15 protein-coding genes are annotated in these 18,106 nt (G+C 62.8%); 5 read left to right on the top strand and 10 right to left on the bottom strand.

The window, feature by feature from the left end; all coding sequences use genetic code 11:
• Positions 1-204: 204 nt before the first annotated feature.
• The 5 genes from tal to pgl all read left to right on the top strand — a co-directional run bounded on the left by tal (position 205) and on the right by pgl (position 6,325).
• Positions 205-1,332, top strand: a complete 1,128-nt coding sequence (gene tal, locus CXY73_RS19950) for a transaldolase (protein ID WP_104139385.1) — start codon at positions 205-207, stop codon at positions 1,330-1,332.
• Positions 1,332-2,933, top strand: a complete 1,602-nt coding sequence (locus tag CXY73_RS19945; protein WP_104178692.1) for a glucose-6-phosphate isomerase — start codon at positions 1,332-1,334, stop codon at positions 2,931-2,933. The genes tal and CXY73_RS19945 overlap by 1 nt, the downstream gene beginning before the upstream one ends.
• Positions 2,934-3,042: 109 nt before the next feature.
• On the top strand, positions 3,043-4,584 hold the full coding sequence (gene zwf / locus CXY73_RS19940) for a glucose-6-phosphate dehydrogenase (protein ID WP_104139379.1): 1,542 nt from the start codon (positions 3,043-3,045) through the stop codon (positions 4,582-4,584).
• Positions 4,581-5,537: a glucose-6-phosphate dehydrogenase assembly protein OpcA gene (locus CXY73_RS19935; protein WP_104139376.1), complete on the top strand. Its 957-nt coding sequence runs from the start codon at positions 4,581-4,583 to the stop codon at positions 5,535-5,537. The genes zwf and CXY73_RS19935 overlap by 4 nt, the downstream gene beginning before the upstream one ends.
• A gap of 2 nt (positions 5,538-5,539) precedes the next feature.
• Complete coding sequence (gene pgl / locus CXY73_RS19930; RefSeq protein WP_104139438.1) at positions 5,540-6,325, top strand: 6-phosphogluconolactonase; 786 nt, start codon at positions 5,540-5,542, stop codon at positions 6,323-6,325.
• A gap of 121 nt (positions 6,326-6,446) precedes the next feature.
• Here the strand turns inward: pgl and CXY73_RS19925 are convergent, their stop codons facing one another.
• The 10 genes from CXY73_RS19925 to uvrA all read right to left on the bottom strand — a co-directional run bounded on the left by CXY73_RS19925 (position 6,447) and on the right by uvrA (position 18,063).
• A complete protein-coding gene (locus CXY73_RS19925) occupies positions 6,447-6,815 on the bottom strand; it encodes an RNA polymerase-binding protein RbpA (RefSeq protein WP_092107849.1) in 369 nt (122 codons plus the stop codon).
• A 142-nt stretch (positions 6,816-6,957) separates the two neighbouring features.
• A complete protein-coding gene (secG, locus tag CXY73_RS19920; protein ID WP_104178700.1) occupies positions 6,958-7,215 on the bottom strand; it encodes a preprotein translocase subunit SecG in 258 nt (85 codons plus the stop codon).
• A gap of 192 nt (positions 7,216-7,407) precedes the next feature.
• Positions 7,408-8,202 carry a triose-phosphate isomerase gene (gene tpiA / locus CXY73_RS19915; RefSeq protein ID WP_104139373.1) on the bottom strand — a complete coding sequence of 265 codons (795 nt, stop codon included), beginning with the start codon at positions 8,200-8,202 and terminating at the stop codon, positions 7,408-7,410.
• Complete coding sequence (gene pgk / locus CXY73_RS19910; RefSeq protein ID WP_104139370.1) at positions 8,199-9,413, bottom strand: phosphoglycerate kinase; 1,215 nt, start codon at positions 9,411-9,413, stop codon at positions 8,199-8,201. The genes tpiA and pgk overlap by 4 nt, the downstream gene beginning before the upstream one ends.
• 9 nt (positions 9,414-9,422) lie before the next feature.
• Complete coding sequence (gap, locus tag CXY73_RS19905; protein ID WP_104139367.1) at positions 9,423-10,430, bottom strand: type I glyceraldehyde-3-phosphate dehydrogenase; 1,008 nt, start codon at positions 10,428-10,430, stop codon at positions 9,423-9,425.
• Between the two features lie 120 nt (positions 10,431-10,550).
• Positions 10,551-11,177: a superoxide dismutase gene (locus CXY73_RS19900; protein ID WP_104178691.1), complete on the bottom strand. Its 627-nt coding sequence runs from the start codon at positions 11,175-11,177 to the stop codon at positions 10,551-10,553.
• Between the two features lie 97 nt (positions 11,178-11,274).
• A complete protein-coding gene (gene whiA, locus CXY73_RS19895; RefSeq protein WP_104178699.1) occupies positions 11,275-12,255 on the bottom strand; it encodes a DNA-binding protein WhiA in 981 nt (326 codons plus the stop codon).
• Between the two features lie 84 nt (positions 12,256-12,339).
• Positions 12,340-13,215, bottom strand: coding sequence for an RNase adapter RapZ (gene rapZ / locus CXY73_RS19890; RefSeq protein WP_104139358.1), 876 nt, complete (start codon positions 13,213-13,215; stop codon positions 12,340-12,342).
• Between the two features lie 62 nt (positions 13,216-13,277).
• On the bottom strand, positions 13,278-15,182 hold the full coding sequence (gene uvrC, locus CXY73_RS19885; protein WP_104178690.1) for an excinuclease ABC subunit UvrC: 1,905 nt from the start codon (positions 15,180-15,182) through the stop codon (positions 13,278-13,280).
• 13 nt (positions 15,183-15,195) lie between these two features.
• The gene (gene uvrA, locus CXY73_RS19880) at positions 15,196-18,063 is read right to left on the bottom strand and encodes an excinuclease ABC subunit UvrA (RefSeq protein ID WP_104178689.1); all 2,868 of its coding nucleotides are present in this window, start codon (positions 18,061-18,063) and stop codon (positions 15,196-15,198) included.
• Positions 18,064-18,106: the final 43 nt, after the last annotated feature.

Raw genomic sequence — 18,106 nt, 5'->3', positions numbered from 1 at the left:
CGCCGACTATCAGACGCTGTTCCGCGAATTTGGAATCACCACCGAAGCCGTCGTCGCCGCTGCCAAGGAATCAATCAGCGCAGCCTGACGTTGTCTTAGGCGCATGGATAACCGCCACAGGCCAACACCGCACGTCTCCATGACTCTCCATTGAACCGCTACAGCATGGCTGCCTGACGGCAGCACTATTAGGAGATTTTTACTATGACCACAGCTACCCCCCTCGCCCAGTTGTCCGCAGCCGGCGTCAGCATCTGGCTCGACGACCTGTCCCGTGAACGCATCAACTCCGGCGGACTGCAGGACCTGATCACGAATAGCAACGTCGTCGGCGTCACCACCAACCCGACCATCTTCGCCGGAGCCCTCGCCAAGGGCGAGGCATACACCGAGCAGGTGGCGATCCTCGCGGCGGCGGGCACGAACGTGGTCGACTCCGTCTTCGCCATCACGACCGACGACGTCGCTGCTGCCTGCGACATCTTCCGCCCCGTCTACGACTCGACCAACGGTCAGGATGGACGCGTTTCCATCGAGGTCGAGCCGAGCCTGGCCCGTAACGCTGCCGGAACGGTGACCGAAGCTCAGAAGCTTTGGGCCAAGGTCAATCGTCCCAACGCCATGATCAAGATCCCGGCGACGATCGAAGGCCTCCAAGCCATAACGGCAACGACCGCCCTCGGTATCAGCGTCAACGTCACCCTGATCTTCAGCCTTGAGCGTCACCGCCAGGTCATCAACGCTTATCTGGCCGGACTCGAGCAGGCTAAGGCTGCCGGCATCGACCTCTCTACGATTCACTCCGTTGCCTCGTTCTTCGTGTCGCGCGTTGACTCCGAGATCAATGCCCGCCTCGAGGCCATCGGAACCCCCGAAGCGCTCGCCCTGAAAAGCAAAGCCGGCGTCGCCAACGCCCAGCTGGCCTACCAGGTCTACGAGCAGGCATTCAGCAGCGAACGTGCCCTCGGCCTGATAAAGGCCGGTGCCACCAAGCAGCGCCCGCTCTGGGCTTCCACCGGCGTCAAGGATGCCAGCCTGCCCGACACCCTGTACGTGACCGAATTGGTTGCGCCTGAGGTCGTCAACACGATGCCCGAGAAGACCATGAAAGCTGCAGCCGACCACGGCGTTATCCCGACCGACTCGGTCACCGGCTCCTATGCCGCCGCAAACGCCGTGCTCGACGCATTGGCGGTGCAGGGCGTGTCGTACGACGACGTCACCCGTCTGCTCGAAGAAGAGGGTCTCTCCAAGTTCGAGGTGTCCTGGAACGAACTGCTCGACACCGTACAGACGGCCCTCACGGCCGCATCGACCAGCGCGGTCGTGTAATGAGCTTTCGTATCTCGGTGAGTGGCGCCGCGGCCGATGCTGTGCGCGCCACTGTTCCTGCGCTGGTGACCGATCTCGTCGCCTCTGGCGTTACCGCTCATAACCCAGTGCTGTGGGGTCCGGAAGCGGAAGCCGAAGCAGCACTGCGCCTCGGCTGGACCGAGTCCGTGGTCGTCTCGCGGCCGCTCGTCGAACAAATCGTGGAACTGCGGGCCGTGCTGCAGGCACGAGGTGTCACCCAGATCGCCCTTGCCGGCATGGGTGGATCGTCTCTGGCCCCCGAGGTCATCACTCGCACCGCTGGCGTGAACCTCACCGTCCTCGATGCGACCGACCCCGGTCAGGTACTGGCTGCACTGAACGATAACCTCGCAGGAACGGCCCTCGTGGTCTCCTCGAAGAGTGGTTCGACCGTCGAAACCGACAGCCAGCGCCGCGTTTTTGAACGCGCTTTCCGGGCGATCGGCATCGATCCAGCCGAGCGCATCGTCGTCGTGACCGATCCAGGGTCACCGCTTGAGGCATCCGCTCGGGAAGCTGGCTACCGCGTCTTTAACGCTGACCCCAACGTCGGCGGACGTTACTCCGCGCTGACCGCGTTCGGCCTCGTACCGTCCGGGCTCGCCGGCGTCGATGTCGGCGCACTGCTCGACGAGGCCGAAGCTATCTCCCTGTCCTTGGCCGTCGACTCCCCCGAAAACCCGGGGCTCGTGCTTGGAGCAGCGATTGCCGCGACCAGCCCGCGCCGCGGTAAGCTCGCCATCGTCTCGGACGGCACCCACATTGTGGGCTTCGCCGACTGGGTCGAACAGCTCATCGCGGAATCGACCGGCAAGCTCGGCACCGGCATCCTGCCGATCGTGCTCGAACTCGATGCCCCCGAACTGACCGAGGTGCTGCCGGACGTACAGCTCGTGCGGGTCGTCGCTGACGCCGGCACCGAACTGTTCACCGAGACGGGCGACGAGATCCGTGTCAGCGGAACCCTCGGTGCGCAGTTCTTGGTCTGGGAGTACGCGACCGTCGTCGCTGGGCGTCTGCTCGGCATCAATCCGTTCGATCAGCCCGACGTGGAGTCCGCCAAGATTGCCACCCGTGGTCTCCTCGACGCCCGCCCGGCGCCCGAGCCCGCTGCGTTTATCGCCGATGGCATCGAAGTGCGTGGCACGCCGCACGTCATCGGTGCTGCGAGCGACCTCGGTTCGGCCATCGATGCGTTGCTCGAAGAGCTGGGTCCGGATGGTTACGTGGCCGTGCAGGCCTACGTCAACCGACTGGATCTGCCCGAACTGGAGCAGATGCGTGGCAAGCTTGCCACGCTCTCCAAGCGCCCGGTGACCTTCGGCTGGGGGCCGCGCTTTCTGCACTCTACCGGACAGTTCCATAAAGGTGGAACGGCAACCGCTGTCTTCCTGCAAATTCTGGCCACGCCGGCCGAGGACCTCGATATTCCCGAGCGTCCATTCACCTTCGGCGAGCTCATTCAGGCGCAGGCCAGCGGCGATGCGAGTGTGCTCGCCGAGCACGGCCGCCCCGTGTTGACACTGACTCTGACCGACCCCAAGCAGAACATCAGTACCTTGTTTAACGCCCTAGGCTAACCAACCGGGGTTCCTCTCGGCCATCGGCCGCGAGGAACCCCACCCGCTTGCGCACCACCCCATTTCTTCGTGTCCCCTATTTTCTGCACTGTCCCGTTAAAGGAGCTGCATGTCCCCGGTGGAAATTACCCCGGAGTTTAATCCGCTCAGGTCGCCGTCCGACTACCGTCTGAATCGAATCGCCGGGCCGTCCAGCCTCGTGATCTTCGGCGTTACCGGGGACCTCGCGCGCAAGAAACTCATGCCTGCGGTCTATGACCTCGCCAACCGGGGGCTGCTGCCGCCAGGTTTTGCCCTGGTGGGCTTCGCCCGACGCGACTGGGACAACGAGGACTTCATGCAGGTGGTGCATGACGCCGTCAAGGAACACGCTCGAACCGACTTTCACGAGGATGTCTGGGCGCAGCTGGCCGAAGGCATCCGTTTCGTTTCGGGCACCTTCGACGATGACGATGCATTTGCTCGGTTGACGCAAACCATTGACGATCTGGACCGCGAACGCGGAACGATGGGCAACCATGCGTTCTACCTCGCCATTCCGCCGAAGGCATTCCCCCTCGTCACGGAGCAGTTGCGCCGTTCCGGCCTGGCCGAGCAGAAGAACGGCCAGTGGCGACGCGTCGTTATCGAGAAACCGTTCGGGAGCGACCTGAAAACGGCTCGCGAGCTCAATGACGTCGTCGAGTCGGTCTTTCCGCCAGACTCTGTTTTTCGCATCGATCACTACCTCGGCAAGGAGACGGTGCAGAATATTTTGGCACTGCGCTTCGCCAACGAGATGTTCGAACCGCTGTGGAACGCCAACCACGTCGAACACGTGCAGATCACCATGGCCGAGGACATCGGCGTCGGCGGTCGGGCCGGCTACTACGACGGTATCGGCGCCGCCCGCGACGTCATTCAGAACCACCTGCTGCAGCTGCTCGCGCTCACCGCTATGGAAGAACCGATCTCCTTCGACGCCGCCGACCTGCGCGCGGAGAAGGAAAAGGTGCTTGCTTCGGTGCGGCTACCCGCCGACCTCGGTCTCGGCACCGCCCGCGGGCAATACGCCGGCGGCTGGCAGGGCGGCGAAAAAGTCGCCGGTTTTCTCGAAGAAGACGGGATGAACCCGGACTCGGTTACCGAAACCTATGCGGCCATGCGCTTGACGATCGATACCCGGCGCTGGGCCGGCGTTCCGTTCTACCTGCGCGCCGGCAAACGCCTCGGACGTCGCGTGACGGAAATTGCCGTGGTCTTCAAGCGGGCCCCGCAATATTTGTTTGCGCCCGGCCAGACGGCCGAACTCGGCCACAACGCCCTCGTGATTCGGGTGCAGCCGGACGAAGGCGTCACCATCCGGTTCGGTTCCAAGGTTCCGGGAGTGGTCATGCAGGTTCGCGACGTGACCATGGACTTCGGTTATGGTCACGCCTTCACCGAGGCCAGCCCTGAAGCCTACGAGCGCCTCATCCTTGACGTACTTCTCGGCGACCCTCCGTTATTCCCCCGCCATGAAGAGGTCGAGCTGTCCTGGAAGATTCTGGATCCGGTGGAAGAATACTGGGCCACCCAGGGCCAGCCGGAACAGTACCGCCCCGGTACCTGGGGACCTCGAAGCGCTGACGACCTATTGGCCCGCGACGGCCGCACCTGGAGGCGACCATGATCGTCGATCTGCCCAACACGACCACTGCCAGGATTTCCAAGGCGCTGGTGCGCATCCGCGAGGAGGGCGGCGCAGTCGCCCTCGGGCGGGTGCTGACCCTGATCATCGCCTCCACCCTCGGACACGAGGAGGAAGCCATTGAGGCCGCCAACGATGCCTCGCGGGAACACCCCATGCGGGTCATCGTGGTCTCGACCCAGGAATATGATGAGACGGATGCCACGGCTCGCGTCGATGCGGAAATTCGCGTCGGAGGCGATGCCGGCGCAAGCGAAGTCATCGTGCTGCGCGTCTATGGTGATGCCGCGAACGATCCGGAAAGCTTGGTCACCGGCCTGCTCTTGTCGGATGCTCCCGTCGTGGCCTGGTGGCCGGGCACTGCACCGGCCGTTCCCGGTGACTCGCCTCTCGGCCGCATCGCATACCGGCGAATCACGGATTCCTCCGCCCAGCCGGACCCACAGTCGGCACTGCACCAGCTTTGCGGCAGTTACCGTCCCGGGGATACCGACTTCGCCTGGACCCGATTGACACTCTGGCGTGCCCAGTTAGCGGCCGTTTTGGACCAGCCGCCCTACGAGCCGATCATCGGCGTCCAAGTGACCGGCGCCGCAGCGTCGCCCTCGACCACGCTTCTCGCTGCCTGGTTGCAGATGCAGCTTCAGATTCCCGTGGACTGCATCCTGACAACGGGGCCCCTGGCCAATGGTGTGCACGGAGTGCAACTGAAGCGCGCATCCGGGATCATTTCCCTCGAACGCGGGGTTCCCGATATTGCTACCCTCACCCAGCCGGGCCAGCCGATGCAGGACCTGACGCTCAAGCGTCGCAGCCTGCGTGATTGCCTGGCCGATGAGCTGCGCCGACTCGATCCTGATGAGCTGTATGGTGAAGTGATCACGCGCGGTCTGCCGCAACTCGATGACGTGGTGGCCCAAAGAACCGGAGCGTGACCGTGACCAATGAACGACGCGTACTGCTGCACCAGAATAAGCAGGCTCTGGTCGGGTCGGTCGCTGCACGCTTTCTGACAAACATGGTTGACGTTCTGCACGAACAGGATGAGGCGAACGTCGTGCTCACCGGCGGTTCCGTCGGCATCGCTGTTCTGACTGCCATCAACGAATCGGCGGCCCGCGACACGATCGACTGGTCCCGGGTGAATTTTTGGTGGGGCGATGATCGTTGGCTGCCCCGTACCGATCCGGAACGTAACGAGCTGCAGGCGCGCGAAGCACTTTTGAACCATATCTCGGTCCCTGCGAAGAATATTCACGCTTTCGGAGCGTCCGACGACGTCAGCGCAATAGGAACGGATGCGATCGACGCTGCGGCCGCCCATTATGCGACAGAGTTATTGGCTCAAGCTTCCGAGGGCTCCCAGTACCCTCGTTTTGACGTTACGTTTCTCGGAGTCGGACCGGATGGGCATATCGCGTCGCTGTTCCCGCACCGATCAGGTATCCGCGAGCGTGAAGCCAGTGTCATCGCCGTGCGTGACTCCCCCAAGCCCCCGGCCGACCGACTGTCCTTGACTCGGCCCGTGATCAACTCTTCGGATCGCGTCTGGCTGGTGCTGGCCGGATCTGACAAAGCATCGGCGCTCGGGCTAGCTCTCGCCGGAGCCAGCCGCGACGAGGTGCCTGTTGCCGGGATCAAGGGCCGGTACCACACCGTTTTCTTCGTGGATAACGACGCCGCGGCTCAGGTGCCCGAAAGCCTGATCGCGGCTGCCGACTAGGCGGTCGGCGGGCATCCGCTCGATCAAATGCTCTGATGAGGAGTAGCAGGCAACACAAGGCCGGCTCTGAATTTCTCGAGAGCCGGCCTTGTGGGTCGCGTAGATCAGTTCGTGGGTTTGATCAGTTCGTAGGTGAGAGCTTGCCGCGACGAACGCGCAACTGGTTGAGCGCTTCCTCAAGGAGCGATTCGGCCTCTTCTTCGGTACGTCGCTCTTTGACGTAAGCCAGGTGGGTCTTGTAAGGCTCGAGCTTTACGACCGAAGGAGGATTCTCCTTGTCCCGGCCTGCGGGAAGCCCGGACGACGGACAATCGATGGTCACCGGGATCTCTTCGTCTGGCAGGCTCGCCGCAAAGTACCGTACGGTTTCATTGCCGAGAGCGTCCCAGTACGAGACCTTGATGCGGTCCGCGTGAAAACCCCGGTCTTGCTCGCCCATGGGGCCTGCGCCTACACGCGAGCCACGAATTGCGCTTCCGCCTGATGCCATCTTGTTCCTCCGTTGACTCGTGCAGTTGTGCGCTGCAGATTCGAGCTGTAATTGGTTCTACTGCTGTAGACGATGTGCCGTAAATGCCCGTTCACGGCCAATACATGGGCAACTTCAGGGTAACTCCGCACCACCCGAAAAGTTAAGCCCCTGTGTCAAACTTCGTGATCAATCCGAGAACGACGATGCAGGAGATCCACAACAGGCCCAGGATGATCGTGATGCGGTTGAGGTTGCGCTCGGCGACCCCCGACGCTCCCAGGTTGGAGGTCACGCCGCCGCCAAACATGTCGGACAGCCCACCGCCCCGCCCCTTGTGCAACAAAATGAGCATGGTGAGCAGAAGGCTCGTAATACCGACGAGCACCTGCATGACGANCTTGTGCAACAAAATGAGCATGGTGAGCAGAAGGCTCGTAATACCGACGAGCACCTGCATGACGACCTGGAGAATCTCCACACGAAACCTTTCACAAACACGGTGGGCGCAACTCTGGCGCCCAGACCATCGTAATTATACCCGCCACGCCCAAGCGAGGCGGTTGCCACACGGGCAACCGCCTCGCTTGCGACCGGCAGGGTGCGAGTCGGTTTAGAGACCGACGTGCTTTTGATAGCGGATGATGCTGGAAAACTCTGGAATATCTAGGCTTGCGCCGCCGACCAAGGCACCGTCAACGTTGGGCTCACGCATGAACGCAGCGATGTTGCCACTTTTGACCGAACCGCCATAGAGGATGCGGGTCTTGTCGGCTACATCCTGCCCAAGGGTGTCAGCAAGAACGCCGCGCAACGCGGCAGCGACCTGTTCCGCCTGTTCCGGCGTGGCAGCCTGGCCGGAACCAATGGCCCAGACCGGCTCGTACGCGACGACGATATCGGCAGCGTTGGTAACGCCGGCCAAAGCAGCGTGCAGCTGAGCAACGGGAACCGCACTCGGACCATGTACGGCAAGGTCTTCAGCACTCTCGCCGACGCAAATCAGCGGCACGAGATTGTGCTTCAAAGCGGCGGTCACCTTCGCAGCGACCTGCTCATCGGACTCGTTATGCAGGGTGCGGCGTTCGGAGTGACCGATGATGACGTACTGGCACTCCAGCTGGGCCAGGAACGAGCCCGAAATCTCACCGGTGTAGGCACCGGAGTCCTGCGCCGAGACATCCTGCGCGCCAAAGGCCAGCGGCAGCTTGTCGGCTGAAACCAGGGTCTGCACGCTTCGCAGGTCGGTGAACGGTGGAAAGACTGCCACCTCCACGGCGGCGAAGTCATGGTTAGCGTCCTTGAGATTCCAGGCAAGCTTCTGTACGAAAGCGATGGCCTGGAGGTGATCCAGGTTCATCTTCCAGTTGCCCGCGATCAGCGGTGTGCGCCGTGGGTTGATGTTCATTGCCATCCGAGGACCTCCAGTCCTGGCAGGCGCTTACCTTCGAGAAATTCAAGGCTGGCACCGCCGCCGGTAGAAATATGACCGAATTGGTCGTCATTGAAACCGAGAATACGCACGGCCGCGGCGGAATCGCCGCCGCCGACCACGCTGAGGCCGGTGACCTCGGTGAGTGCGGCGGCCACGGTCCGAGTGCCCTCCGCGAATGGCGCGAGTTCGAACACGCCCATCGGCCCATTCCAGAACACCGTGTTCGATGCCCGAATAATTTCGGCAAACGCCAAAGCGGTGTCTGGTCCGATATCGAGGCCGAGTCCCGCTGCGCCGAACGGAGTGTTCTCGATACCGTCGGCCGGGGTGATGACGTGTTCGGCATCTGCACCGAACTTCGAGGCCACCACGACATCGGTCGGGAGCACGATTTTAACGCCGAGGCGATCCGCCTCGGCCAGGTAACCGCGGACCGATTCGATCTGGTCACTCTCGAGCAGGCTCGCGCCGACCTGGTGTCCCTGCGCGGCCAGAAACGTGAACAGCATTCCGCCGCCGATCAGCAGCGAGTTCACACGGGGCAGCAGGTGGCCGATAACGCCGAGCTTGTCGCTCACTTTGGACCCGCCGAGGATAACCGTGTATGGCGCGTCCGGCTTTTCGGTCAGGCGATCGAGCACGTCAAGTTCGGCAGCGATGAGCAGTCCAGCAGCGCTCGGCAGGAGCGAGGCGAGATCGAACACACTGGCCTGCTTGCGGTGGACGACGCCGAAGCCATCCGAGACGAGTGCGTCGCCAAGCAGCGCGAGCTGCTGGGCGAATGCGAGGCGATCGGCATCCGTTTTGCTGGTTTCACCGGCGTTGAAGCGCAGGTTTTCCAGGACGACGATTTCGCCGTTCTGCAGCGCTGCGACGGCCGCGGTGGCCGAGGCGCCGACGGTGTCGGTGGCGAAGGCCACCGGAAGGCTAACCAGTTCACTCAGGCGAGTAGCAACGGGCTTCAAGCTGTACTGGGGATCAATGGCCCCGTCGGGGCGCCCAAGGTGAGAAACGATCACCACGCGGGCGCCCTGAGCGACGAGGGCGCTGAGGGTGGGCAGTGACGCCCGCACTCTTCCGTCGTCGGTGATCTGCCCGTTTTTCAGCGGAACATTCAGGTCGAAGCGGACAAGAACCCGCTTGCCGGTGAGGGAGCCAAGCGAGTCAAGCGTGCGTAACGTCACCGGGGGCCGTTAGAGTCGCTCGGCGACGAACTCGGTGAGGTCGACGAGACGGTTGGAGTAACCCCACTCATTGTCGTACCAGGAAGCAACCTTGACCTGGTCGCCGATCACCTTGGTGAGGCCGGCATCGAAGATTGAGGAGTGCGGGTCGCCGACGATGTCGCTGGAGACGATTGGGTCCTCGGTGTAGCTGAGGATCCCCTTGAGGGAGCCCTCGGCTGCAGCCTTGTAGGCGGCGTTCACTTCTTCGACCGTGACCGGGCGCGAGGCTGTCAGTGTGAGGTCGGTGATCGAACCGGTCGGAACCGGAACGCGCAGGGCATAACCGTCGAGCTTGCCGATGCTCTCCGGGATGACCAGGCCGAGTGCTTTGGCGGCACCGGTGGAGGTCGGGATGATGTTCAGCGCGGCGGCACGGGCACGACGGAGATCGCTGTGCGGGCCGTCCTGCAAGTTCTGGTCCGCGGTGTAGGCGTGGATCGTGGTCATGAGGCCACGCTCGATACCGAAGTTGTCGAGGAACACCTTGACGAGCGGTGCCAGGCAGTTCGTGGTGCAGGACGCGTTCGAGATGATGTTGTGAATCGCAGTGTCGTAGGTGTTTTCGTTCACACCGAGCACGAGGGTGGCAACGTCAGCACCGGTGGCCGGGGCAGAGACGATGACCTTCTTGGCGCCGGCTGCGATGTGCTTCTGCGCGTCGACGGCCTTGGTGAAGCGACCGGTGGATTCGATGACGATCTCGACGCCCATTGCGGCCCAGGGGAGGTTGGCCGGGTCGCGCTCGGCGAGCACCTTGATGGGCTTGCCGTTGACGATGATGTTGTCACCGTCGACCTCGACCGAGGCGTTCAAGCGGCCGGCGACGGAGTCGTACTTGAGCAGGTGAGCGAGCGACGCGGGGTCGCTGAGGTCGTTGACGGCGACGATTTCGATGTCGCTGCCCTTCGCGAGGGCTGCACGGAAGTAGTTACGGCCGATACGGCCGAATCCGTTGATGCCGATCTTTACGGACACAAATAACTCCTGTTGAAAAGGGCGCCGACGGCGCCATGAAATAAAATACGCACTAGTAACGCACTAGTAAAACAGCGGTGCCCCGCCCGCACTGAGGTGCACGGTCGGGGCACCGGCAGGCTACGAGAGTAGCAGCAGGCCGCTCGTCTTCTCGCGCGCCACGGTGAAACGGTCCTGAACGTTCGCCCAGTTGGCGATGTTCCAAAATGCCTTCACGTAGTCGGCACGCACGTTGCGATAGTCGAGGTAGTAAGCGTGCTCCCAAACGTCGAGCATGAGCACCGGAACGGTCCCGGCAGCGAAGTTCGACTGCTGGTCGAAGAACTGCTGAATGATCAGGCGCTGACCGATGGAGTCCCAGGCCAGGACAGCCCAGCCGGAACCCTGAACGCCGAGGGCGGCAGCGGTGAAGTGCGCCTGGAACTTGTCGAAGGAACCGAAGTTGTCATCGATCGCGGCGGCGAGCTCGCCGATCGGCTTGTCTCCGCCATTCGGGGAGAGGTTGGTCCAGAAGATGGAGTGATTGACGTGGCCGCCGAGATTGAAGGCGAGGTCCTTCTGCAGCTTGTTCACGTTGGCGAGGCTTCCGCTGTCACGGGCCTCGGCCAGCTGCGCCAGCGCGGTGTTCGCGCCGGCGACATATGCCTGGTGGTGCTTGCCATGGTGAAGTTCCATGATGGTGCCGCTGATACTGGGCTCGAGAGCCGAGTAATCGTAGTCAAGGGTGGGCAGGGTATATTCAGCCATTACTTATCTCCTCTTCAGTGGTGTCACCGCACGAGTGCGGCGACCTTGCGCACATTCAAGTGTACCTGCGGGTTTACGCGGCACAGAATTGATGACGTCAGTCGTCTTCCGTGTGCACGGGGTAGGGAACATCGGTTCCCTCGATGCCAAACTCGACCGCTTTCTTGTCTGCCATGGCGAGCAGGCGGCGAATCCGGCCGGCGACGGCGTCCTTGGTCATTGGTGGATCGGCGTGGTGGCCCAGTTCATCGAGGCTGGAGTCACGAAAATTGAGGCGCAGATCGCCGGCATAGCGCAGGTGTTTGGGGATATCTTCGCCCAGGATATCCATGGCGCGCTGAACGCGGGCACAAGCGGCGACCGCGGCTTCGGCCGAACGGCGCAGGTTCGCGTCGTCAAAGTTGACCAGCCGGTTGGCGGTGGCACGCACTTCGCGGCGCTGCCGCAGCGTCTCCCAGTTGAGCACGGTGTTGGTGGCGCCCATGTGCACGAGCATGGCGCCGATGGCATCGCCATCGCGGATCACGACACGGTGCACTCCGCGCACTTCGCGAGCCTTGGCGGCGACGCCGAGGCGCCCGGCAGCGCCGACCAGCGCCATGGCCGCCTCGTTGCCGGGGCAGACGACCTCGAGTGCCGCCGACCGACCGGGATCGGTGAGCGTGCCGTTGGCAAGGAAGGCGCCGCGCCAGACGGCGGCGATCTCTTCCTTGGAGCCCGTGGTCAGTCGGTTTGGCAGACCGCGGATCGGTCGGCGACGAGCATCCAGCAGGCCGGTCTGACGCGCCAAGGTCTCGCCACCCTCGATGACCTGCACGAGGTAGTGGTTGGACTGACGGATACCCGTTGCGGCGATGACCTGCAGGGCGCTGCGCACACCATAGAGTTCGGCGAGGTCCTTGCGTACCCGGCGGGCCAGGATCTGGGTGTCGAGTTCGGATTCGATGGCGATGCGGCTGCTGATCATGTGCAAGCCTCCGGAGAACCGAAGAATGGTCGCCAATTCGGCGGCGCGCACGGTGGTCTTGGAGACCTCTACGCGGGATAGTTCATCTTTAACGTCGGCGGTGAGTGCCAATCGCTTTTCCATTCTGTTGATCAGTTGCGTTAGGTCTGAGTGGTGAGAGTGCGGTGGAGCAGCGGATGCTGAACCCGGTCTCGCTTATTCGCGTCCGAGGTCGCGGTGCTTGATATTAACCGCGACTCCGGGAAGTTTTTCGAGTCGGGACGCCAGTTCTCGGGCCATGGCGACGGAGCGATGTTTGCCTCCGGTGCAGCCGATACCGATGGTGGCATGGCGTTTGTTTTCCCGCTGGTACCCGGCCAAAACCGGTGCCAGGGCGGCCGCATAGTGGTCGATGAATTCGAGGGCACCTTTTTGGGCAAGTACAAAGTCTCTCACTTCCGGATCAACACCGGTGTGCGCGCGCAGCTCAGGGATCCAAAACGGGTTTGGCAGGAAGCGGGCATCGGCGACCAGATCGACATCCGTGGGCAGGCCATACTTGAAACCAAAGCTCATGATAGTGAGCTGCACGCCAGCCGCTCCGGCTGCGGCAAATCGCTCAGTGACGGTCGTCGCCAGCTGGTGCACGTTGAGGTCTGAGGTGTCGATGACCAGGTCGCTCGACTCCCGTACAGTCAGCAAGCGAGACCGCTCGGCCGCGATGCCGTCGAGCAGGGTGCCATCTCCCTGCAAGGGATGCGGCCGACGCACCGATTCAAAGCGGCGCACGAGCGCGTCATCTCGCGCTTCGAGGAAGATCACTTGAACCTGCGTGTTGCTGCGTAATTGCTGCACGGTTTCGAGAAAATCACCGAACAAGTCGCGGCCGCGAATGTCAACCACGGCGGCGATCTTGGGCAGGTTAGTACCGGCACGTTCGACCAGATCGACCAAGGGTCGAAGCATCTGCGGGGGCAGATTATCGACGACGTACCAGTCGAGATCTTCCAGCGCATTGGCTACGGTCGAGCGACCCGCCCCGGACATTCCCGTGACGATCAGCACTTCCTGCTTGTCGGGATCCGTAGTCATACGTTCAAAGCGCCTTAATGAAAAGTTGTGGGACTCTCAAGCCTACCCAGCGGGGAAGAGGTTCACGCGCGCAAATGGGCATGGATCGACTCGGCCAGCACCGGGCCGATGCCGCGGACATCTGCTATTTCCTGCACGGATGCGACCTTGAGCCGGGCTACCGAACCGAAATGCTGCAGCAGGACCTTGACCCGCGCGGGGCCGAGCCCGGCGATCTCCCCCAGAATCGAGGCAACGTCCTTCTTACGTCGGATGCGCTGATGGGTGATGGCAAACCGGTGCGCTTCGTCGCGGATGCGCTGAATCAGGAACAGAGCGTCGCTGTTGCGCGGCAGAATTACTGGGTAGTCGGAGTCGGGCAGCCAGATTTCTTCGAGCCGCTTGGCGATGCCGCACAGTTGAATTCCGGTCACGCCCGATTCAGCGAGGGCCCTCCTGGCCGCGGCGACCTGCGGTTGGCCACCGTCGACAATGAGCAGGTTCGGCTGGTACTTGAATTTGCCCCGCTTCTGCTCTATTTGGGCTATGTCGCTCTGACCTGCGACCGCGGTGGGAGCTGCATCTGCGCCATCCGCTGCACCGGATTCGGGTTTCAGGTAGGCGAGCCGGCGCGTGAGAATCTGGTAGATCGAGTCGGTGTCGTCGGTGGATACGGGAATGTTGAAGCGGCGGTATTCGTCTTTGCGGGGCAGTCCGTCTTCGAAGACGACCATCGATGCGACGATATTGGTGCCGCTGAGGTGGGACACGTCGTAGCATTCCATGCGCAGCGGGGCGGCCGGCATCTCCAGGGCTTCCTGAATGTCCTCGAGCGCCTTCGACCGCGCGACGAAGTCGGAGCTGCGCCGGGTTTTGTAGAGCATGAGCGCCTGTTTGGCGTTGTTGGTGGCCGTGACGAGGAGGGCGGCCTTCTCGCCGCGCTGCGCGGCCACCAGCCGCACCTTGCGCCCCGCTAGGTCGGCCAGCCAGATTTCAAGGGCTTCAGCGTCGTCGGGCAGTTCAGGCAGCACGATCTCGCGCGGCGGCTTCGACTCGTTGTTGTAGGCCGTCTGCATCATGGAGTCGATGAGCTCGCTCATGGTGACGTCGAGCTCCTTGTCGACCATCCAGCCACGCACACCGCGGATGCGACCACCCCGCACGATGAAGAGCTGCACGGCTGCCGCCAACTCGTCCTGCTCGATGGCGAACAGGTCGATGTCGACGTTGTCCCGCAGCACGACGGCACTCTTTTCGAGCACGGCATTGAGTGCCCGCACTTGGTCGCGCCGTTTGCCGGCGATTTCGTACTGCTGCGCTGCTGCTGCGTCTTTCATCTCCTGGGTGAGCTCGTTGATGAGCTTCTTGTCGTGACTGCCCATGAAGCTCACGAACTCGTTGACGATCTTGCGGTGATCCTCCATCGAAACCAGGCCGGAACAGGGGCCGAAGCAGCGCCCGATCTGCCCCGCGAAACACGGCTTGCCGCTCTGCATCGCCCGCTTGTAATTTGCGTTGTTGCAGGTGCGGATGGGGAAAGCCTTGAGCATGAGCTCAATGGTTTCGTGCACAGCCCACACCTTGGGGTAGGGACCGAAATAGCGAGCACCCTTGATACCCTCGGTGCGGGTTACCAAAGCGCGCGGCGCCTCGTCGCCCAGGGTGACGGCGAGGTACGGGTAGGACTTGTCGTCCTTGAACTGCACGTTGAACGGCGGATCGAACTCGTTGATCCACATCCATTCAAGCTGCAGGGCTTCGACCTCGGTGCCGACGACCGTCCACTCGACTCCGGTCGCGGTAGTGACCATGCGCCGGGTACGTTCGTGCAGGCTGTGCAGCGGTGCGAAGTAGTTGCTCAGCCGGGCCCGCAGGTTTTTAGCCTTGCCGACATAGAGGATGCGCCCGGTCGCGTCGCGAAACCGGTACACGCCGGGGTCCCGCGGAATCTCGCCCGCTTTCGGGCGATAGCTCAAGGAGTCAGACATGCCGTTCAGCCGCCTAGCCGGCCGCCAGGACCTCCTTCAGGAAGGAACCGGTGAAGCTCTTCTTGACCGTGGCGAGGTGTTCCGGCGTTCCGGTCGCAAGCACCTTGCCACCGCCCGAACCGCCCTCTGGGCCGAGGTCGATCACCCAGTCAGCGGACTTGATGACGTCGAGGTTGTGCTCGATCACGATGACGGTGTTGCCCTTGTCGACGAGGCTGTTGAGCACGAGCAGCAGCTTGCGCACGTCTTCGAAGTGCAGACCGGTGGTCGGCTCGTCGAGCACGTACACGCTGCGACCGTTGGAACGGCGCTGCAGCTCGGTGGCGAGCTTGACCCGCTGGGCCTCGCCGCCGGAGAGGGTGGTGGCGCTCTGGCCGAGACGCACGTAGCCGAGTCCGACCTCGACCAGCGTCTTGAGAAAACGGTGGATCGATGAAATCGGTTCGAAGAAGTCGGCCGCTTCGCTGATCGGCATGTCGAGCACCTCGGCGATGTTCTTGCCCTTGTAGTGCACGGTTAGGGTGTCGCGGTTGTACCGGTCTCCTCCGCATACCTCGCAGGCCACGTACACGTCGGGCAGAAAGTTCATCTCGATCTTAATGGTGCCGTCGCCCGAGCAGGCTTCGCAGCGTCCGCCCTTGACGTTGAAACTGAACCGGCCGGGCAGGTAGCCGCGGGTCTTGGATTCGATGGTTTCGGAGAACAGGGTGCGGATCTTGTCGAATACCCCGGTGTAGGTGGCCGGATTGGACCGCGGCGTGCGGCCGATTGGTGCCTGGTCAACGTGGATGACCTTGTCGAGCTGTTCGAGGCCGGTGACGCGGGTGTGCTTGCCCGGCAGCTTGCGGGCGCCGTTGAGTCGGTTGGCGAGTACCCGGTAGAGGATATCGTTGACCAGCGAGGATTTGCCAGAGCCGCTGACTCCGGTGACGGCGGTGAAGGTGCCGAGCGGGAACGTCACCGAGACCTTCTGCAGGTTGTTCGCCTCGGCTCCGGTAACGCCGATCAGTCGCTCCGGGTCGATCGGACGGCGGGTTTTCGGGGTGGCGATGGACTTGCGTCCGGACAGGTAGTCGCCGGTGAGCGACTTGGTGTTGGCCAGCAGTCCTTCATAAGAGCCCGAGTGCACGACGTGCCCGCCGTTGACGCCGGCACCGGGGCCGATGTCGACGATCCAGTCGGCCGTCTTGATGGTGTCTTCGTCGTGTTCGACCACGATGAGTGTGTTGCCGAGGTCGCGCAGCGTGACGAGGGTCTCGATCAGGCGCCGGTTGTCGCGCTGGTGTAGGCCGATGCTGGGTTCGTCGAGTACATAGAGTACCCCGGTGAGCCCGGAACCAATTTGCGTGGCCAAGCGGATGCGCTGCGCCTCACCGCCCGAGAGGGTCGCCGCGGCGCGGGCGAGGTTGAGGTAGTTGAGCCCCACCCGAATGAGAAAGTCGAGGCGCGCGCGAATCTCCCGGAGCACCTGAGCGGCGATGGCGGCCTCGCGCTCGGTGAGCGTGAGCTGGTCCATGAACTTGCGCGCGTCGCTCAAACTGAGCGCGCAAACATCCGCAATGCTCGCGTCGTGCACGAGCACGGCGAGTACCTCGGGCTTGAGCCGGGTGCCCTTGCAGACGTGGCAGTCAACCTCGCGCAGATATTCGGACCAGCGCTGCCGCTGGGTGTCGCTCTCGGCCTGCAGGTACTGGCGTTCGATGTAGGGCACGACGCCCTCGAAGCCGGAGGTGTAGCTCATTTCACGGCCGTAGCGGTTCTTCCACTTGACCCGCACCTCGAAGTTGTCGCCGCGCATGACGGCGTTCTGCACCTCGCTGGTCAGGTCACCCCAGGGGGTGTCGAGCGAGAAGTCGAGGTCGCGGGCGAGACCGTCGAGCAGCTTCTCGTAGTACTGGAACAGGCCCTTGCCCTGGGTCGTCCAGGGCAGCACGACTCCCTCGGCGATGCTCAGGTCTGGGTCGCCGAGTAGCAGGTCTTCGTCGACGGACATGCGCGTGCCGAGGCCGGAGCACTCTGGGCAGGCGCCGAACGGGGCGTTGAACGAAAAAGTGCGCGGTTCGATCTCGGTCAACTGCACAGGGTGGTTGTTCGGACAGGACAGCTTCTCGGAAAAGTTCTGCCAGGCCTTGTCGCCTTCTTCGTCGAGAAAGTTGATCTGCACCAGGCCGTCGGTGAGCTTCAGCGCCGTCTCGAGCGAGTCGGTGAGGCGGCTGAGCAGTTCGGGGCCGGCGACCAGACGGTCGACAACGACGGAGATGTCGTGCTTTTGCTGTTTCTTGAGCGTGGGCGGTTCACTCAGCTGAATCTGGGTGCCATCCACAATTGCGCGAGAGTAGCCGCCACCGGCGAGTTCCTGGAAGAGGTCGACGAACTCTCCCTTCTTCTGCGAAATGACCGGGCTGACGACCTGATAACGGATGCCTACCTTCAACTCCATCAGCTGGTCGGCGATCTGCTGTACGGTCTGCGACTGGATGATCTCGCCGCAGATCGCACAGTGCGGCACGCCGATACGCGCCCAGAGCAGACGCATGTAGTCGTAGATCTCGGTGATCGTGCCGACCGTGGACCGCGGGTTGCGGTTGGTGGACTTCTGGTCGATCGAGACCGCCGGGCTCAGGCCCTCGATGAAGTCCACGTCGGGCCGGTCAACCTGCCCGAGAAACTGCCGGGCATAGGCCGAGAGCGACTCCACATAGCGGCGCTGGCCCTCGGCGAAGATGGTGTCGAAGGCGAGCGACGACTTTCCCGAACCGGAGAGACCGGTGAAGACCACGAGCGAATCGCGCGGAATCTCTAGATCTACGTTGTGAAGGTTGTGCACGCGGGCTCCGCGCACACTGAGTTTCGGACCTGTTTCTACCTTGGTAATCGACACTCATAGAGTCTATGCAACGCCACTGACAGTGCCTGACAGCAAG

It is taken from the genome of Cryobacterium sp. Y50 (assembly GCF_002929805.1).
Lineage (GTDB): Bacteria > Actinomycetota > Actinomycetes > Actinomycetales > Microbacteriaceae > Cryobacterium.
This window is presented reverse-complemented; position numbering and strand designations above follow the sequence as displayed.

What these genes read in the sequence shown, in the direction of transcription:
- tal (WP_104139385.1), top strand. Translation starts at nt 205, where the DNA reads ATGACCACAGCTACCCCCCTCGCCCAGTTGTCCGCAGCCGGCGTCAGC.
- CXY73_RS19945 (WP_104178692.1), top strand. Translation starts at nt 1,332, where the DNA reads ATGAGCTTTCGTATCTCGGTGAGTGGCGCCGCGGCCGATGCTGTGCGC.
- zwf (WP_104139379.1), top strand. Translation starts at nt 3,043, where the DNA reads ATGTCCCCGGTGGAAATTACCCCGGAGTTTAATCCGCTCAGGTCGCCG.
- CXY73_RS19935 (WP_104139376.1), top strand. Translation starts at nt 4,581, where the DNA reads ATGATCGTCGATCTGCCCAACACGACCACTGCCAGGATTTCCAAGGCG.
- CXY73_RS19925 (WP_092107849.1), bottom strand. Translation starts at nt 6,815, where the DNA reads ATGGCATCAGGCGGAAGCGCAATTCGTGGCTCGCGTGTAGGCGCAGGC.
- tpiA (WP_104139373.1), bottom strand. Translation starts at nt 8,202, where the DNA reads ATGAACATCAACCCACGGCGCACACCGCTGATCGCGGGCAACTGGAAG.
- CXY73_RS19900 (WP_104178691.1), bottom strand. Translation starts at nt 11,177, where the DNA reads ATGGCTGAATATACCCTGCCCACCCTTGACTACGATTACTCGGCTCTC.
- rapZ (WP_104139358.1), bottom strand. Translation starts at nt 13,215, where the DNA reads ATGACTACGGATCCCGACAAGCAGGAAGTGCTGATCGTCACGGGAATG.
- uvrC (WP_104178690.1), bottom strand. Translation starts at nt 15,182, where the DNA reads ATGTCTGACTCCTTGAGCTATCGCCCGAAAGCGGGCGAGATTCCGCGG.